15 protein-coding genes and 1 pseudogene are annotated in these 17,577 nt (G+C 58.5%); 8 read left to right on the top strand and 8 right to left on the bottom strand.

Annotation, left to right across the window (positions count from 1 at the left end):
- Positions 1–108: 108 nt before the first annotated feature.
- The 5 genes from AC5WEY_RS00080 to AC5WEY_RS00060 form a co-directional block, all read right to left on the bottom strand.
- Positions 109–1,422, bottom strand: a complete 1,314-nt coding sequence (locus tag AC5WEY_RS00080; protein ID WP_495644165.1) for a cation:proton antiporter — start codon at positions 1,420–1,422, stop codon at positions 109–111.
- A gap of 142 nt (positions 1,423–1,564) precedes the next feature.
- Complete coding sequence (locus AC5WEY_RS00075; protein WP_495644164.1) at positions 1,565–3,025, bottom strand: FAD/NAD(P)-binding protein; 1,461 nt, start codon at positions 3,023–3,025, stop codon at positions 1,565–1,567.
- On the bottom strand, positions 3,022–3,948 hold the full coding sequence (locus tag AC5WEY_RS00070) for a DMT family transporter (protein WP_495644163.1): 927 nt from the start codon (positions 3,946–3,948) through the stop codon (positions 3,022–3,024). The genes AC5WEY_RS00075 and AC5WEY_RS00070 overlap by 4 nt, the downstream gene beginning before the upstream one ends.
- Before the next feature lie 106 nt (positions 3,949–4,054).
- Positions 4,055–5,293 carry an ATP-grasp domain-containing protein gene (locus AC5WEY_RS00065; RefSeq protein ID WP_495644162.1) on the bottom strand — a complete coding sequence of 413 codons (1,239 nt, stop codon included), beginning with the start codon at positions 5,291–5,293 and terminating at the stop codon, positions 4,055–4,057.
- Positions 5,294–5,486: 193 nt separating this feature from the next.
- Entirely contained in the window at positions 5,487–6,740 is a 1,254-nt protein-coding gene (locus AC5WEY_RS00060) for a benzoate/H(+) symporter BenE family transporter (RefSeq protein WP_495644161.1), read from the bottom strand.
- Positions 6,741–7,113: 373 nt separating this feature from the next.
- Here AC5WEY_RS00060 and AC5WEY_RS00055 point away from each other — a divergent pair.
- The 8 genes and pseudogenes from AC5WEY_RS00055 to AC5WEY_RS00020 all read left to right on the top strand — a co-directional run.
- Positions 7,114–7,353: pseudogene (locus AC5WEY_RS00055) on the top strand (GntR family transcriptional regulator); the annotation flags it as partial.
- Positions 7,354–7,359: 6 nt separating this feature from the next.
- Positions 7,360–7,806 (top strand): GntR family transcriptional regulator, encoded by a 447-nt coding sequence (locus AC5WEY_RS00050; protein ID WP_495645490.1) that lies wholly within the window; start codon positions 7,360–7,362, stop codon positions 7,804–7,806.
- A 50-nt stretch (positions 7,807–7,856) separates the two neighbouring features.
- Positions 7,857–8,819, top strand: coding sequence for a chlorinating enzyme (locus AC5WEY_RS00045; protein WP_495644160.1), 963 nt, complete (start codon positions 7,857–7,859; stop codon positions 8,817–8,819).
- On the top strand, positions 8,816–9,082 hold the full coding sequence (locus tag AC5WEY_RS00040) for an acyl carrier protein (RefSeq protein WP_426374249.1): 267 nt from the start codon (positions 8,816–8,818) through the stop codon (positions 9,080–9,082). Before AC5WEY_RS00045 ends, AC5WEY_RS00040 begins: the two co-directional genes overlap by 4 nt.
- A gap of 2 nt (positions 9,083–9,084) precedes the next feature.
- Positions 9,085–9,864: a thioesterase II family protein gene (locus tag AC5WEY_RS00035; protein WP_495644159.1), complete on the top strand. Its 780-nt coding sequence runs from the start codon at positions 9,085–9,087 to the stop codon at positions 9,862–9,864.
- Positions 9,839–11,425, top strand: coding sequence for an amino acid adenylation domain-containing protein (locus AC5WEY_RS00030; RefSeq protein WP_495644158.1), 1,587 nt, complete (start codon positions 9,839–9,841; stop codon positions 11,423–11,425). Before AC5WEY_RS00035 ends, AC5WEY_RS00030 begins: the two co-directional genes overlap by 26 nt.
- Positions 11,422–11,895, top strand: a complete 474-nt coding sequence (locus AC5WEY_RS00025; RefSeq protein ID WP_495644157.1) for a YbaK/EbsC family protein — start codon at positions 11,422–11,424, stop codon at positions 11,893–11,895. The genes AC5WEY_RS00030 and AC5WEY_RS00025 overlap by 4 nt, the downstream gene beginning before the upstream one ends.
- Positions 11,892–13,061 carry an acyl-CoA dehydrogenase family protein gene (locus AC5WEY_RS00020; RefSeq protein ID WP_495644156.1) on the top strand — a complete coding sequence of 390 codons (1,170 nt, stop codon included), beginning with the start codon at positions 11,892–11,894 and terminating at the stop codon, positions 13,059–13,061. The genes AC5WEY_RS00025 and AC5WEY_RS00020 overlap by 4 nt, the downstream gene beginning before the upstream one ends.
- Before the next feature lie 1,544 nt (positions 13,062–14,605).
- On the opposite strand, the gene AC5WEY_RS00015 is transcribed toward AC5WEY_RS00020, so the two are convergent.
- The 3 genes from AC5WEY_RS00015 to AC5WEY_RS00005 are packed head-to-tail and all read right to left on the bottom strand — an operon-like array spanning position 14,606 to position 16,937.
- Complete coding sequence (locus AC5WEY_RS00015; protein ID WP_495644155.1) at positions 14,606–15,385, bottom strand: thioesterase II family protein; 780 nt, start codon at positions 15,383–15,385, stop codon at positions 14,606–14,608.
- Positions 15,386–15,390: 5 nt separating this feature from the next.
- A complete protein-coding gene (locus tag AC5WEY_RS00010; RefSeq protein ID WP_495644154.1) occupies positions 15,391–16,599 on the bottom strand; it encodes a cytochrome P450 in 1,209 nt (402 codons plus the stop codon).
- 23 nt (positions 16,600–16,622) lie between these two features.
- Positions 16,623–16,937, bottom strand: a complete 315-nt coding sequence (locus tag AC5WEY_RS00005) for a phosphopantetheine-binding protein (RefSeq protein ID WP_495644153.1) — start codon at positions 16,935–16,937, stop codon at positions 16,623–16,625.
- Positions 16,938–17,577: the final 640 nt, after the last annotated feature.

Raw genomic sequence — 17,577 nt, 5'->3', positions numbered from 1 at the left:
TTAAGATAGTGGCATGCGTTGATGAATGACAATGCCGTGAGATGGTCTCGCGCCGTTCGACGGGCACAAGCGAGGCACGGGCATCAATTGCCCACTCGTTTCCTGACATTATGGGATAGATGGTTCGTCCATGGCCGCATATTTCGCGTGCTTTCGGCGTTCTTCGTCAGTCACGCGGATTCGAGCAACTGCGGCTCGAAGGAGGGGCGGTGCCATCAAAGATGTAACGACGGCGACGACCACGATAATAGAGAACATCTCCGACGAGATGATTCCAAGCCGCAATCCTGCCATCGCAATGATGATCTCGACCACTCCTCGTGCGTTCAAGGCAGAGCCGACGGCAACCGCTTCCCAGTGCCCCAGTCGACACAACCTTGAGCCGAGGTACGCGCCGAGGAACTTACCCACGATGGCTACCACCAGCACGCTGATCGCCGCGAAAGCAACAGAGGGTTTCAGTAAGTCTGTCAAGTCCATTCGAAGTCCAGCCGTTGCGAAAAAGATGGGGGCCAGTACCCCCATCACCACAGTGCGCAAGGGGAGGAGGGCTTGACTATTGCGTGGGAGATAGCGGCGGATCAACATTCCGCAGATGAACGCGCCAAGCATTGTTTCCAGCCCGATCGCCTGGGTTCCTGCCGCAGATACGAGGACGAGGGCTACGACAACTCCAGAGGCAAGTGCTGGTTCGCCTGAATGCCTAATCCAGCCAACGAGCTTCTTCACAAGGGGACGCGCAACGAGAAGCGTGAAGATCAACGTACCGACTAAGGCTCCACCCGCGGACAGAAGTGTGGCACCGGTGAGGCCGCCGACGGCGAGTGCAGAGACGACAGATAAGAGAAACCATGCCGCAGTGTCATCTATGACCGCTGCACTGAGTGTCAATTGAGCGAAATTTCGGTGCATGAGATCCATGTCGGTCAGGGTCCTGGCGATGACTGGGATCGCGCTGACGCACAGCGCCACACCCAGGAATAGCACGAAAGTGTCCGTAGTTGACTCGTTTCCTCGTAGCGAAAGGGGTAGGGCGAGCCCTATTGCAACACCAGCACAGAGAGGAACAAGCAGACCGCTCGCGCTGATGAACACGGTCGATACCGGTTTTTTCTTTACCGTTGAGTCGAGGTCAGTTGCCGCGAAAGCGACGAGCAGTAGCACCCCTACTTGCCCGACTGCGTCAAGGAGATGAAATTGCTCGGATTGTGTTGGGAAGACCGTAGACGCAAGGTCGGGCCATATGTTTTGCAAGACGGAGGGACCTAACAACACGCCGGCAGTTATTTCGCCGACGAGCGATGGGAGACCGAACCGGCGCGCAAGCCTTCCGAGTGCTATCGCAACGGATATGATCAAAAAAATTTGGAGAAGAAACAGGAAGAGGCTGTGACCGGACAGAAAAGGAATTGGCTGGTACATCGAAAATCGTCCTCATGGTTGGCTCGGATTTCGGCATATTCTGGGGATTAACATTCCTCTTTGATCGCAGATGGTAACGTGAGACAACAGTGCGAAATTGCGCCCCAATCAATCGGGCTTGCCACTACGTCTGCCCGCGACATCAGTGCCCCGACCTGACTGCTGGTGTCGCCAATTTGAGTTCCCTAGCTACAGAATCGGCCTGGAGAACTGCCGTCCGGACATAGTTGACAATGGGTACCCGGGTGAATGACGCCGTACCGATCAACATGACATCTTCGGATGTGAGCGATCCTGGCAGACGCAACCGCAGGTCTGTCTCAAGCACGGGTGGTGTACCCCCTGTGCTTTCTGGCGACGAGAACGACAATCCTCGTGCAGTGACGCTCATTGTTGGAGGTTGGAATCCCGCGGCACAGACGATTGCATCGTAGAAGTCCTGCGTTCCGTCGCGCCACGTGCACCGCCAGCCATCATTGCCAGTTCGGGCGATTTGAATCGGCACGCCCGATGCAACTCTCGCTTGGCCCGCGTCGATCAACTCCATGAGCAAACGCGCGTTCGTTGTGGAGATGGCCGAGATATAGCGATTCACCAGGCGACTGCCGCGTTGCATTGCCACACCACGAACGCGTGGATCATCCACGCGGGACAGGCGATCGTTGATGACATCGATCAGTTGCGCAATGGTTTCCTGCCACAACGTTTCGCCGGCGTCCGCGAGCGCTAGTTCTTCGCGCATGCGCAATACCGGGTCGACAGCCGAGGAAGTCTGCCGTGCTAGTGGAAGGTCGCAGATGTCGCGCGTGGCCCTGCGAATCAGACGCAAGAGCGCGCTGGGTAGGTGCTCACTGTCGATCGACAGCGACTCCAGGGCATTTGTATCGAGTGTCGCAACGAGGTTGTGCCGCAACGACGTCCGTACTGCGGGTAGTTCACCCGAGCGCGATGTCAAGGTGACCTGGTGGCCGGCGGCCCCAAGGGTGAGTGCCGAGTCGACAGCCGACAAGCGCGTGCCGATGACGAGGATGCGGGAGCGAGCCGACAGTGTGTGAATTACTCTATCCACCGGGTAGGGGGTCGCGAAGAACGTCGGCGAACCCACGAAGCCTCGTAGAGAGAGGGGCACGGTCGGAGGGCCTACTCCTGGGGCGACCAGGACATGGTCTGCAGTTGTCGATCGCCCGTCATCGAGTCCGATTCGGTACCCTCGACCGTTTACACGCGGAGCGACCCACATTGCCCGCGCCCGCTGGTTGTCAACCGACAGGCCCCGGTTTGCTGCAGCACTCCGTGCCTCGCGCAAGCAGGATCTGATGTAGCCCCCGAACAAGTGTCGGGGAACGAATTCGGAAGGTTCAGAAGGGTCTCCGGTACGACGTAAGTACTCGACGAAGTCGTCGACGTCGTCGGCTCTGAGCGACATCACCCCGGCCGAAGTGTTGCATCGTAGGAGAGTGTGTGCCGCGTCGAAGACCCTGCCACGGCCGGGCTCCAGCGGATCGATGATCTCGATCGACTCAGCGGCACCGTGGCGAGCGACGGCCCATAGCACCGCCGTTCCGGCAGCGCCCGCACCGATGATCGCGACGTGCCCAGTCATATCGGGTTCTCCACGCGCTTCGACGCTTGCCTCGTAGTGAAAGTTACTGAGGCTGAAACCACGCCCACAATCAGCAACAACGATATGGCGTCGGCGCTCTGCCCTGCGGCCAGCTGGGCTAACCAGGTCATAGCTGGCAGCATCGCGACGAGAGTAATCGCCGGAAGCGAATCCGCCCGCTGGAACCCGACTTGCAGCAGAAACAGAGGGATGACGACGGCGAATACACCGAAAACGAACAGTGTGACCAGTTCACTCGCATCGGGGACCTGCGGTTCGCTGGCTAGCCACGCCAGCGCCGCGAGAACGTATGTCAGATGAAATCTGTGAGCGGTGACCCAGACTGGGCTTGTGTTGGTGCTGCCGAAACTCTTCGACAGAAGCACAACCACTGCCATGCCACTGCCGGCTGCGACGGCCAGCACGAGACCGATCAGCGCCGCCGCTGACCCGGTACTCCGGTCTGATAGTTGCCACGTCCGGCCGGCGAGGAGCAGCCCGAAGACCATCATGATGGATATCGACCACAGGTCGATTCGCCCCTTCCATTCTCGGCGCCGGAATACCACCAGTGCTATCAGGATGAGCACTACTGGTCCCAAAGCCGCCTCGATCGAGCTGGTCGTCGAGGCCGGGATAATGCTGATAGACATGTAGTAGCTGAGGAAAGTGACAGCCGTGGCCAAGTTCATCCAGGCCATCGCCACACGCGTATCCCGCGGAGCTGGTGTTGTCCGGCCCGAGCGCACTCGGTGAACCACACCGAAAATGCCTGCGGTAGTGGCGAATGCCATGATCGAGAACACCAAGCTGTCCGACGGACTGATCCTCTCCGTCATGAAGCCTTGGACCGTCGCTTGCATTCCGACCGATACGAGGATCAGCAGCAGGTACCGGTTGTGAGTAGTCACTCTGCCGGCCATTTGTGCTGCGGCTCGTTGGCCGTCGGGTCGTGTACTGGTAACGCTCCGCGGACGGTCGACCCAGTTTGTTCAGTGTCCTGTACCTCGTCAAACTTCTCGCCGTGCATCATGCCTTCCTGTCCAGTCGGTCGTCGGGAACGATGTCGAAGAGCTGTCCGGCGTTTTCGAGGTCGTGAATAGTCGCCAACGACTCGGTCAGACGGTCCCCGTCGTCATCGACGAGGAACGCAATTCCAGTGAAACCGGTAGTCAGCAGCCGGTCGCGGACAGTGGTGCCGGCACCGGGGACGCCGACAACGGTGTGCAGGTTAGGAAGTCGGCGTAGGGCCGCGAGGCCCGGAACAGCCGCTATCGTTCCCTCGCTGTGCGCGCGCAAGAACACCTTGGCGAGGTGCTTCCGGGCTCGATACGGCACCTCGAAGCGTGCCCTGAACGCCTCCGGATCGAGGTATCGCTCGGCCGTCGCGTGCTGGTGCGTCGTTCCCAATGCGGCGAAATATGGATCAGGTTCCAGGCATGGACCCATCACGCGCGAATTGACCTCCACCATACGCGGGCCGTTCGACGTCATCCGAACCTCCGAGTGTGCGGCCCCCTCCTTGATCCCTAGTGCATCAAGGCATCGAAGTGTGTAGCGGATGACGTCGTGGTCTCGGTCGTCCAACAGCTGCGGTGCCCTCATATGTCGATACACCGGGGCACCTTCCTCGACTTCGTCGATGCGACAGTGGTAGTAGTCGGACAGCAGATGAGTCCCACCGATGCTCACCGTGTTGACGACGTATTGAGGCCCGCTGAAGTACTCCTGCAACAGAACTCGATCATTGTTTCGGCCCAGGAGATTCCGGTTTCCCAACAACGCTGCACCGGCTCTGTGCGCGGCCAGACGGTCGGGGCAGACCCTGCACCCGTCACTTCCGGCACTGTCCACCGGCTTGACCATGATCGGAAACTCGCACCCATCCAGCGCAGCCGTCATTTCCGCGATTGATTGCACGATGACTGCATTGCCGATTGGTACTCGTGCTTCGTTGATGGCGCGGATCATCAGGTACTTATCACGACGTGCCCCCGACAGAAGCGGATCGTTTCCGGGTAAGCCGAGTCGATCGTTCAATTCATCGGCAAGCGTTACGCCGTATTCGCTGGCCGCAACTACATGACTTGCGCCCGCCCGGGCGAGTGTCACGCAGGTCTCTTCTAAATCTTGGTGTACGAGTGTCCTGTCGCCATAATCAGCTGGAACCAGTTCTGGTGTGTAGATGCGCAGCGTATCGCTGGTTCGCTCGTCGAACGCCCGAGCCAGCGCAGTTCCGCTCGATACCGGGTTGGTAAGAACAATCATCGAATGAAGCTCCTCGGTAGCTCTTTGGCAATCGCCCGTCGGGCATCGTGACTACCAATCGGTCCAGTCCAAAGCTCGGTCACCGCCGCCGCCGCCGGCCGAGTCGAGCAACACCTGACAGTCGCATTACGTTGCAGTGCTGCATTTCTCGTACCTCTGGACTGTCCTGTCACCCGTGAATCAACGGCTCTACTCATGCGACGCTCTCTTCGGCGGTGTGGGCACCGGTGCTGGTGTGGCCCTTCGACCCGCCAGGACGCCGCCGAACGAATCCGAGGGCGTGAACTGCGAGGCCGGCGATGAGCGCCCAAAATGCTGAGCCGATCCCTGCGGCACTCACCCCCGATGCCGCGACTACAAATGTGATCGCTGCGCTATGTCTGTCAGCATCGCGGTGTAAGGCGGAAGTCAGTGCTGAAGCTAGGGTGCCGAAAAGAGCCAGGCCTGCAATGGTCTCGACGATTCCGGCCGGGGCAACAACAATGAGGGCCGCCAGAGCAGCGGAACACCCTCCTAGCAGGAGGTAGGCCCACCCCGCGGTGAGGGCCGCAATCCATCGCTTGCGCGGATCTGGATGGGCTTGTTCGTCGGCGGCCAGCGCCGCACTTATCGCAGCAAGATTGATAGCGTGTGCGCCGGCTGGAGCGGCTACCGCCGTACCAATGCCAGTCAAGACCATCGACGAACGCCAGGGAACGGTGTAACCGTACGACGCCATCACCGCTGATCCGGGAACGTTCTGCGATGCCATGGTGACGACATACAAAGGCAGCGCCAGAGCAACAGCTGCCTGCCATGTCCACTGCGGCATCACCAGTTCTAGACGTGGCACGATGCTGCCGAAGGAGACCGAGTTGTTCGAGGTAACTCGGTCCACAGCAATAACAATGGCCGCGACTGTGAAAGCTGCCAGAACTGACCAACGTGGGTAGAAACGTTGCAGGATCAACCATGTGATGACCACTGGCGCAATCGTTTGAGGTGTGTGAACTACCGCCGATACAGGGGCAGTACACAACGGCAGGAGTATGCCGGCCAGCATTGCTTGTGCGAGTGAGACTGGGATGGCGGCAATGAGAGTGCTGAGTTTCGGTATGAGACCGGTGAGAACGATCGCGACGCCGACCAGAACGAAGGCTCCCAACGCCGCAGGCCAGCCCCCAACGACCGAACCAGCGCCCGCTAGCAGCGCTGCTCCCGGAGTGGACCACGCCAAAGTGATGGGTATCCGGTATCGGCTTGCGAGGAATACGATCCCCAAACCCATCACTACACATAGGGCCAGCAGTCCCGATGCCGCCTGGGTGTCGGATGCGCCGACTGCACGTAAACCGGTCAAAACAACCGCGAACGAGCTGGTGAACCCCACGAGGGCAGTAACAATCCCGGCTGTGACCGGCTGCGCACGAGAAGCGTGTGGGTAGTGATCAGAGTTGACAGGGTCCACTTAGTTCCTCGCCGTCGACATGAGAAGGGCGTGGTGCGCCGATTGCTCCTCCGGTTCTGGAGGTCCATCAAGATCGCCCCGAGTGGAGAACCCGTCCAGCTGCAGCGGCATTTGCCATCGCTTGGAGGTCGGAAGCCTGCTCGGCGACTGAAAGACCCACGACGAACACACGCAGATTTCCATCAACGCGCACCTTCCTTGCCTCACCGACCAGCATGTTGCACTGACCGGAGGGGCTGTATCGGATGTCTTGACACATTCGTTCGGCATACTTAGAGTCAACTTGGATCCAGGATCCGATTTACTACACCGCATTCGCTAGCAACAGTCAAGGGGGATGATTAAGCAACATTTCGAATGATTGGAGTTCTTGATGACCTCTCGACCGACCCCTGTTCTCGACGTTCTGGGAACCGTGACGACCGAGCCTCACCTCGCAAGAGCGTTGATCGAGGAGACGCTTGCATCCGCCATTCTCGACGGGCGAATCCCGAGCGGAACCACCCTGCGTCAAGAGGAGCTGGCGCGCGTGTTCGGGGTGAGTCGAATGCCGGTCCGAGAGGCACTCCTGCAGCTTCAATCACATGCGTTGGTGACGATCGTGCCGAACAGGGGAGCAATGGTCACCCAGGTCACCGCGACCGATGCGGCTGAAACCTATGAAGTGCGCCTCGCGCTCGAACCTGCAGCGTTGAGGAAATCCGTACCGCACCTGACAGTCGACGACCTCGCAGAAGCGGAGAGTCATGTGAGCGCCATGGAGCAGACGACCGACTTGCATGTTCTCGGGCGAGAGAACGCCAAATTTCACATGTGTTTGTACCGTCGCGCCGGAAACACCAAGCTCCTGCGAATGGTCGAGAGCGAGCTGCAGGACGAAGAACGACTGCTTCGTTTTCATCTGGCGGCGCTGGGGATCGAGGAGCTGGCCCAAGACGATCACAGGGCACTCATCGAGGCAGCGAGAGGACAGGCAGTCGAGGAAGCAGTTCGTGTGCTCGAACGCCACATCAGCTTCGCAGCACAAACCATCCAGAACTACCTCAACAGAAGAAGCACCAGCTGATCAGCAGTCCGTGTGGCGTTACTGCCTTCGGAGTGAACGAAAGGAAAACCGTGCAACAGCAGACAATTGACTTCGCGCTCACCAGCGCCGAGCTGGAACAGTTCCACCGAGACGGCTACATCGGGCCATTCGACCTGTATGAGCCCGACGAGATGGAGCAAAACCTTCGTGCTCTTCGCCCGAAACTCCTGAATACCAAGAATGCGATATACAAGGGCGAAAGCGCAGTCTCTGGGGTCACGAATCTGTCGAACTACGACCGCCACTTGGATATCGACTTCCTTGCCGACCACATCACGAGACCCGAGATAGTCGACCGAGTCTCGAGCATTCTTGGACCCGACACCTTGTGCTGGAGAAGCGAATTCTTCCCGAAGTATCCTGGGGACGAGGGCACCGACTGGCACCAGGCCGACAATTTCTCCAACGTCGCCGGCTCCAAGCACCCACAGATCGTCTGGCCGGACGACGCTGAATTCGGTGGAACAATCACCGTCTGGTCGGCGTTCACCGAAGCCTCCATCGACAACGGCTGCCTGCAGTTCATTCCAGGGTCACACAAGACGATGAACTACGACGAGTCGAAGACCATGGAGTACGACGCCGACTCGGTAAACAAGGTCGAGAAGGACGGAACCCGGCGAGGATTCTTCGGGTACGACTACCGCCAGCTACAAAAGGACCCGAACTGGAGTCCCGACGAGTCGAAGGCCGTATCCCAGGTGATGAGGCAGGGTCAGTTCATTATCTTCTGGTCAACGTTGATGCATGCATCGCATCCGCACAGCGGCCTCACCGACAAGATGCGGCTCGGGTTCGCCGGACGCTATCTTCCGACCTCGGTACGGGTCTATCCCTACTCCGATGCGCTGGCCGAGTTCGGCGGCGAAGCAAGCTTGGACAAATTCGGAAACGTCTTGGTCTCGGGACGGGACGAGTACGGCTACAACAAGTTTGCCGACAGCACGGTCAATGGACATCGCTTCGTTCCACGGGGAGGGGTTCAGGGATGACTGTCAGCAGTAGTTCCACTACCGAAGCGTGGGTACTCGAAACATGCATCTCACTCGGGCTTCCGATCACGGAAACCGCAAACGACATCTTCGCAGTCGGGGCAACCTCTTTGACAGCACTGAAGTTGATTGCTCGTGCGGAGGACGCCTTCGGTGAAGACGCATTGCCGCCCGACGACCTGTTCGAGCGGCCCACCATTGCAGAGATCGCCGCGACCATCGCTCGATCGACGACCAGGCTCGACTCGGCAGACAGTCTCTGACTGTGGCGGAAGCGGAGGATCGCTGGATTGCCCAGTTGGGCACTGTTGGCGGCCAATCGAAGACGACGTTGGTCTGCTTCCCGTACGCCGGCGGAACCCACGACATCTTCCGACCCTGGGCGCAGCTACTGCCGGCAGAGATCGAACTGCTCGCAGTTCGCCTCCCAGGCAGGTCCACCCGTATATCCGAACGGGCACACACGGAATGGCCATCCCTGATCGAGGATGTCACTACCGCAATCACGCCCTATCTGGACGGTCGCTACGCCTTCTTCGGCCACAGCTTTGGTGCGAGGCTGGCCTATGAGGTACTTCACGCCCTGGCTGTCCGCGGCGTTCACTCCGCAGACCGTCTGTTTGTGTCAGGCTCTCGCAGTCCCAGAACGCCTCAGCGCCTTCCCTTCATGCACACCCTCGATGAAGACGAATTTCGCAAAGCTCTCCGGCTTCTTGGTGGAACACCACCGGAGCTACTGGCAAACAAGGTACTCATGGACGTGCTCTCTCCTACGGTCCGCCGTGACATCGCGCTGGCAGAACAATGGGGCGATCGACACGCGGGCATTGCGCTCGACACGCCTATCACTGCGTTCTACGGGCGTGACGACTCCATCGACAGCCTTCGCGCCACACAGGGATGGCGGGAACACACCACAGATGAGCTCGAAACCGTCGAGATTTCCGGCGGTCACTTTTTCCTCAACACCCATAGAACCGATGTGTTGGCGATGATCACCAAACGATTGGAGACAGCGAGTGCGCACGGTATCGACGTCCCCTGACGCCCTCTCGTTGCACGCATACGTCAACGACACGGACGCCCCCTATCTCGACGACTGTACGATTGCAGACGTCTTCGATGCGCAGGTCACTGCCACCCCTGACGCCATTGCGGTGGTCCACCGAAAAACAGTTTTGACCTACCGCGCACTCCACGAGCGCGCCGAGCAGATGTGTGCTCACATGCGCACACAAGGGATTCAACCTGGCGAGGTGGTTGCTGTCGACGTCGCGCGGACACCGGATTTGATCACCGCCCTATTGGCGGTAATCAAATCCGGTGGCACCTACCTCCCGCTCGACAATTCCTGGCCCGACAACAGGATCGAGTCCGTAATCGGCCTGGCGCAATGCTCCGCGGCGATCTCGGATCACCCCGACATGTTGAGTGCCCGGTTCCGGCAGCTGCGTGTAGTTTCCACCGAGGCACCGAAACTCGACGAAAGCGATGGAGGCCGCCGGCGGACGGGTGCTCAGGCTGACAGCGTTGCCTACATCTGCTTCACCTCGGGATCCACCGGAACACCTAAAGGCGTCCCGATACAACACCGGTCTGTGATGAGGCTCGTGCAGAACGCACGGTACGCAAGGCTCGGACAGGGAAGCGTCCTGCTCCACCTGGCACCTGTCGTCTTCGACGCAGCAACATTCGAGATCTGGGGTGCCCTGCTCACTGGCGGCACCTGTGTGCTTTACCCATCCAAGTTCGTACGGCTGATGGAGCTTCGAAGAGTCTTGGCAGACAACTCGATCACCACCCTGTTTCTGACGACGGCTTTGTTCAACCTCGCCATCGACGAAGACCCTGCGATTTTCTCCGGCCTCGACACCATCTTAACCGGGGGAGAGGCTCATTCACTCAAACATATGGACATGGCGGTACAGGCTCTCGGTCCGGACAAGATCGTCAGCGTCTACGGACCCACCGAAGCTACTACGTTCGCCACCTACTACCCCGTCAGACGTATCGAGTCGGGAACCACTGGGCTCCCGATCGGGCGACCTCTGCAAAACACCCGTGTGTACTTGCTCAGAAACAACCGGCTCTGTGGCATAGGAGAATCCGGGACTCTACATCTCGCGGGACCAGGTCTCTCACCTGGATACTTGACCGATCCCCGAGCCGCACCAGACGATGCGTTCTTCGAGGCCACCATAGACGGACGGCCTGAACGCCTCTACCGTACGGGGGACCGCGCGTACTTCCTCGATACAGGTGACCTAGTTTTCCTCGGGCGAGACGACGACCAAGTCAAGATCAACGGCCACCGAATCGAAATCGGCGAAGTCACACATCATTTGGATCTATTCGACTCAGTCAAACACTGCTTTGTCACCGTCGACGACACCGCACCCGACAGACGATTAGTCGCATTCATCGTCCCGCACACCGCAGAGTGCACCCCCGACTGGATCAAGAGCCAACTTCACGCCGAACTTCCCCCGTACATGGTGCCGTCTGCAGTAAGACTTTGTGACGACTTCCCTTTGACGCCGACAGGCAAGATCGACCGGCGAACACTCTTACAGACCATGTCACCGTCGAAAGAGCTGATCTCATGACTTTGGCCAAACGTGCACAGCAATTTCAACAGACACTCCAGGATCGCGGCCATGACTTTCAGGTAATCGAACTCCCCGCATCCACGCGAACAGCAGATGACGCAGCATCTGCCCTTGGCTGTGCCAAGGAACAGATCGTCAAGTCGCTCGTCTTTCGAGCGACGGTGGCGAACGACCCGGTACTTGTGCTCGCAAGCGGCCCGAACCGGGTCAACGAACGAGCACTCGAACGTCTGCTACAGGTCAAAATCGCCAAGGCGGATGCGGCGTTCGTCAAGGCCGTGACCGGATACGCAATTGGGGGTGTACCCCCGTTTGGCCATCTGCAACCCCTGACTACTGTCGTCGACGAGGACTTGCTTCAATACTCAACTACTTGGGCTGCGGCCGGAACTCCGAACGCCGTCTTTCAGATCAAGGGCCCTATTACCGCAGTGTTGCCCCCACACGCCGTCAGCTCCATCGCATGACTGCAGTCAATACTCTGGCACTGCGAAACCACCACGAAGCCAGTGCAATTGGCACCCTTGATGTCTTCCGGGACGAAGTTCGGCAGATCTTCGGGGAAGTAATTCTCCCTCACGCTGACGAATGGGAGGCGGATCGCCGCATGGACAAGTCCGTGTGGCGGTCCCTTGCCGATCATGGGCTTCTTCAGCATGGTTTGTCTGGACCCAATTTTTTGTTTAGTGCGATATTGCTCGAAGAGCTCGGCCGAACAGGCTACGCGGGAATCAGAGCAAGTATCGGTGTGCACGCGTACATGGCTGCGTCCTACCTTGAGATGTTCGGTACACCGGAACAACAGGAGCGTTACCTAGAGCCTTGTCGTCGGGGCTCCCTCGTAGCGGGATTGGCCATCAGCGAACAGGGATCAGGTTCGGATCTTCACGCACTCTCCACAACCGCCGTCGCAACCGGAGCGGGCTACAACGTTTCTGGCACTAAGACCTACATCGCCAACGCGACCACGGCCGATGTCTTCATCACGCTGGTGAAAAGCGGTCAATCGACCGCCACACGCGGTCTCGTAGGTGGATCGCTGCTGATCATCGATGCGCATCACGAGTCGGTGGAACGAGTCCAGACACCCATGCTCGGATGGCACAGCGCCGATATCGGCACCATCACCTTCCGCGACACACCGGTACCAGAAGGAGCACTCATCGGACGTCAGGACAGGGCCATCCTCCATCTGATGCGCGCGCTTGATTTCGAACGCCTGGCGGCCGCACTTCTTGCACTTGGCGGTGCGAGGCACTGCATCGAATTACTCGACGCCTTCACTCGCGCCCACAAGATTAACGGAGCTCCTTTGGGCGCTAAACAGTCAGTCAGACAAGAAATTTCTAACCTACACAGCGATCTCGAAACGACTCGTCATTACACCTATCACGCTGCTCAGCAGCACATCTCAGGGACCTTGAGTACCCGCACCGCATCGATCGCCAAGCTTCAGGCCACGGAGCTCGCGCGCCGCGCCGCCGCCGTATGTCTGCAGTATCACGGAGCTCGCGGTTATACCGAAGATGCCGTGCCCTCGCGTATCTACCGCGACGCCGCCGCGGGCAGTATTGCGGCAGGGCCAAGCGAGCTGCTTCGTGACCTCATCTACGAATCGAGCACGGCCCCTTAACGGCCGAATGAACTCAAGGCAGCCTTCCTCCGATATCTCGGAGGCTCTCGACTACCACTGAAACCACAGAAGATAGCCCCGGTGACGCCCCCTCGAACGGACGGCTGTAATAAGACTCCCCATAGCACTGGACATTAAGCGATCCCACTTCATAGCGTGTCTCGCGGCGGCGTGCATGAATCGGGGTAACTGCCCTGCGGCCTCGGCTAGACGCCGCAAACCCCGTCCCGACTACCTGCAAGTAGCAGCCATCCAGGATGCGAGTAGTGCCATTCGAAGCTGACTTAACGGCAAACTCTACCCAGTAGTACTGAAGATACTCGTAAAGGCCGCAACGAACCATGCGACGATCGCCAAGCCAAAGCCAGCGATTATCCCAGGTGACTCAGCTTGATTGAACACATAAGTGACAAGTACGAGAGTACCTACGACGATGTAACAGACGCATCCCGCGGTCAGAAGGACCGACACCGAAAACATAGACCTAAGAGCCGACGACAGGCGCCCACCCAGGCTCAGTTGTCCGTATGTTTGAACATCGTTTTCCGGTAGCTTAAAGCCCAACACATTTGCAGACCCTGTGGCCACCGCAGTGGCCAGCAGTCCTGCTAACGATGCGTTGGCTGCGCTTACAGGCAACGTGGGTGCCGTCTCGGTCGCAACATACTGCCAAGTCGAAACGGAAAGCCAGACCCAGACCAGAGCATAAATAGCTAGCACAAGGAATGATATTCCTACTCGAAACATGTTTTTGAGTTCTGGCGTCATTATCAGTTCTCCAATGCGGCGAGGTAGTGCGTTTGCCATCCACTGATTCTGTGCGTGGACCTTACACCCCATGCGATGGCTTGGAAGAAGTTTGACCGATCCTCTTGCAAACTTCGATGGATTTTCTGTCGCATAGCGGCGACGTGATTCGCAGCATCGGCAATGCTTTTGCCTTCTTCATGCCATACGTGCTCCACCGAAGGCTCGCGAAAGACGTTGCTGAAAGGAATATTTGGGACATACCTTCCAGTCGGATCTAAGTTGAGCGGAGTTCACTCACCTGTCACATCGCCGTAAGCCGTCACCGACGAGGTCTCGCAGTGTCTTGTGAAATACGGAGGAGTGCGAAAATGCACTTTGGAAGTCATTGCCCAGAAGCTCGGCTGACCCACGTCGATGCGATCACCTGCGGTACGCACTCTGCGCGTTCGCGCCACCGGCTGACATCGAGGAGCCGGAGGTGGAGCCGGCCGTGTTGAGACCGGCTTGCGACACGGCCATCCTGGACTTCCGGCGTCGGCACGTTCGCGCGAAGGACCAATTTTGCACGGACATAGGAGTGCCGAGGACGTGAGCCCGTCCGATCGGAGGGCCTTGGTTGTCCCATGCCGATCTCCATTCAGCCGACCCTGGCACCAGTGCTGCTAACGCCCGATGAATCAACTGATCGAGACGCTGGTCGATCCTGTCGGCCAGGACATCGGCGGCTCAACGATCACACATTCTGGCACCGGAACTCTTCCTACCCCGCTAGCGGGACACCGCTTTAATGACGGTCACCATGTTTGGAGTAAAGTTTGCAGCTTCTCAGAGAGATCGATGAACTCGTACTTCCCACCCTCAAGTTCGTGCATGTCGACATTATTCGAGTATCGGTTCCATTCCTTGAATGCCTCATGATCAACGTCAGCGTCGTCGCGCCAGCGCAGGACTGATATCGGGCAGTTCAGCTCAACTGGAGCAGTGCGCTGATACGTCCGCACAGCTTCGATGTCTCTCCACAACACTGTGAAACCGAGCTCGATCATGTCCGGTCTGGGTTCGACCCCTCTACTCTTCAATACAGTGGCCAGGTTCTTACGCAATTCGAGCTCAGACATCTTTAGCATCGGATCGTTGTCCGAATAATGCGGGGCGGCCTGGCCTGATGCGAACAGCCGACGGGGTCGTGACATGCCAGCTTCGCTGAGATAGATCGCTGTCTCATAAGCCGACCATGCACCCACACAGTGTCCAAAGAATGCGAATGGGCGATCAAGATGCGGATTTAGGGCTTGCGCTATACCTGCGGCGAGTTGGCCGTACGTAGCGGCGTTCTGCTCTCCGAGACGATTCTCACGTCCGGGAAACTGGAGTGGATATATCCCAATTCCGCCTAAGTGGATGGGCCAGGAACTGAAAACCGAAGCTCCAGCGCCTGCATGGGGAAAGCAAAATAGGCGCGCCGTGTCCTCATCCGCCGGAGCCCGGACCAGCCACCGAGTGTGTGTTTTAGAGTCGGCCCCATTTGCGGCAGAGGACGATCTATCGAGAGCTGGACGAGAACCGACGACCATGTCATCTACTTTCTGGCAACAATTGGAAGGTTAGCCAACCCGGCTATGAAAAATGACCGCAAGTGACGAGGCTGGCCACCGAGATCAACCGACACGAATCGGGTAGTTAGCTCTTCAAAGAAGACTCGAGCAGTTAGTCGGGCGAGCGGTGCACCGATGCAATAGTGCGGACCAAACCCAAACGCAATGTGCCTGTTGCTGGTTCTTCTGACATCGAACACGTGAGGGTTCAGGAACTTCTTCTGGTCCCGGTTTGCCGAGCCGATCCACGCAACGACGGCACCGCCCGCAGGCACCGTTCCACCCCCGATTTCGGCATCCGTGACGGCATAGCGCATAAAGTTGGTCGCTGCCGAAGTCCACCGAAGACCCTCCTCGACCAACCCGGGAACCAGGGCGTGGTTTGCGCGAACCATGGCGAATTGGTCGGGCCGATTGACGAGAGCGAGAACCGTGCCCGATACAGTGTGAGGAGTTGTGGCATTGGCACCCAACAGCAAGCTATATCCGTCGAAAGCAATTTCGTCATCATTGAGCGGAACATCGTCTATTTTTACGCTCATCAGATGATCGAGCAAGCTCCCGTCTTCGCCACCAACGGCTCGCTTTTGCTGTACCCAATCGGTGATATAGCTGATTATCTCGTGATGGGCGATTGTCAATGTCGCGGACTGGCTGCCACACTGAAATTCCGGGTCAGCGGGTGCGGCGACCATACCGCTCAGCGTCACTAGTTCCCGCCAATCGCGTTCAGGAATCCCGAGGAGGGGGCCCGCAACCAACATTGGAAGAAGCCGCGCAGCTTCGGCTAGATCCCAGATCTCCCCACTAATCGCAGGATCGAGGAAGGTCGCGATCGACTGCCTGAGTCGGTCCTCCATCGGCGCAACTGCACGGGTGGTGAGGCGCTCGCCGATCGCTCGACGGACCTGCGTGTGCCGAGGGGGATCGGTGGACGTCATCAACTGGCCCGCGGCGATATCATTTTCGCCGAGGTGGGTGACAATCGTGCCGCGCTCGGAAGTGAACCGACGATGGTCACCGAGCACAGAGCACACATCGTCGTATCGTGTTACCGACCAGAATTCCCGACCGTCAGCCATCGCTTGGTGATGCAGTGGTACTTGATCGCGTAGAACGCTCCAGACCGCATGCGGGTCACCAGCGGTAAAGAGATCAAGGTCGAGCAGGTCAATGCCGTCAATGTCTACCATCGCCTCGGCTCCGGGCTCCAACCTCACTTCTGGGCCCGACCCATCTCAACCAGCTCAGCGACTTTCGCAGGTGTCTGCGCCAGATAGAAGGCTCGCACCGATAGCTCCACGCCGTAATCTTGGAAAATTCGATCGATGATCTTGATTCCGATCATGGAGTTGCCACCGAGCCCAAAGAAGTCATCATCCACAGCGACATCGCTCCCCTTGAGATGGCGAGAAAAAATCGCAGTCATTTCCTGAATGAGTTCAGAATCAGTCTTCAGCGGCCGCGCTACTACCGGTAGTGTTTCGACGTCATCAGGCTGTTGGAATTCCCCCGCCGAACTTGTTGCCATCGTTGTCTCCCGTGCCGATCGATCAAGAACTGATTCGCTTCGCCGGACCTTCGCGACGCCAGGAAACCTCCTGACTGCCCCTACGCTTCCGCACCTAGTCCCGCCCCCGTCACGGCTTCCACTGGGGTAGCCCAGGACGATCGAAGGATCGCAGGTATGCACCCCGCGTGGCTCAGGTATCGCCTCTCGTGGACTGGCGTGATGCGATTTTGCGACCGGTCATCAACGCCCTTCGGTACGAATACCTGCGACGCTGAGAATAAGGGGGTGTCCAGACTGGCCCCCTCGTCTCCGATCTGCCTGCATTCCGACGCTGTTTGTTGTGATCATTGTCGCGACCACCAAGCTCTAGAATGCTCGTGCGGACCCACCCGGGATCTGGAACAGTCGAGCCATGTCGGACTCCGCAGACACCGTTCTTGACCTGGCATGGTTCGACAGCACCATCACACCACGTTGCCTTGGTATAGGAATTCGGCTGCCAGTCCTAGTGCCAATCAATATGCGAATCGACGTCGACATCGACAGCGAGCGGCGCTCGTGGCCGATACCGAGACATGCCCATCGACTATGAATGGCTGCAAGTGTCGACGGTCTCGTAATTCCCCAGGGGTAGTTGTCACGTAATTCCCCAGGTCCG

The sequence above is a fragment of the Rhodococcoides sp. S146-33 genome (assembly GCF_059489205.1).
Note: the sequence above shows the minus strand (reverse complement) of the source record. Positions and strands in the feature narration are given on the sequence as shown.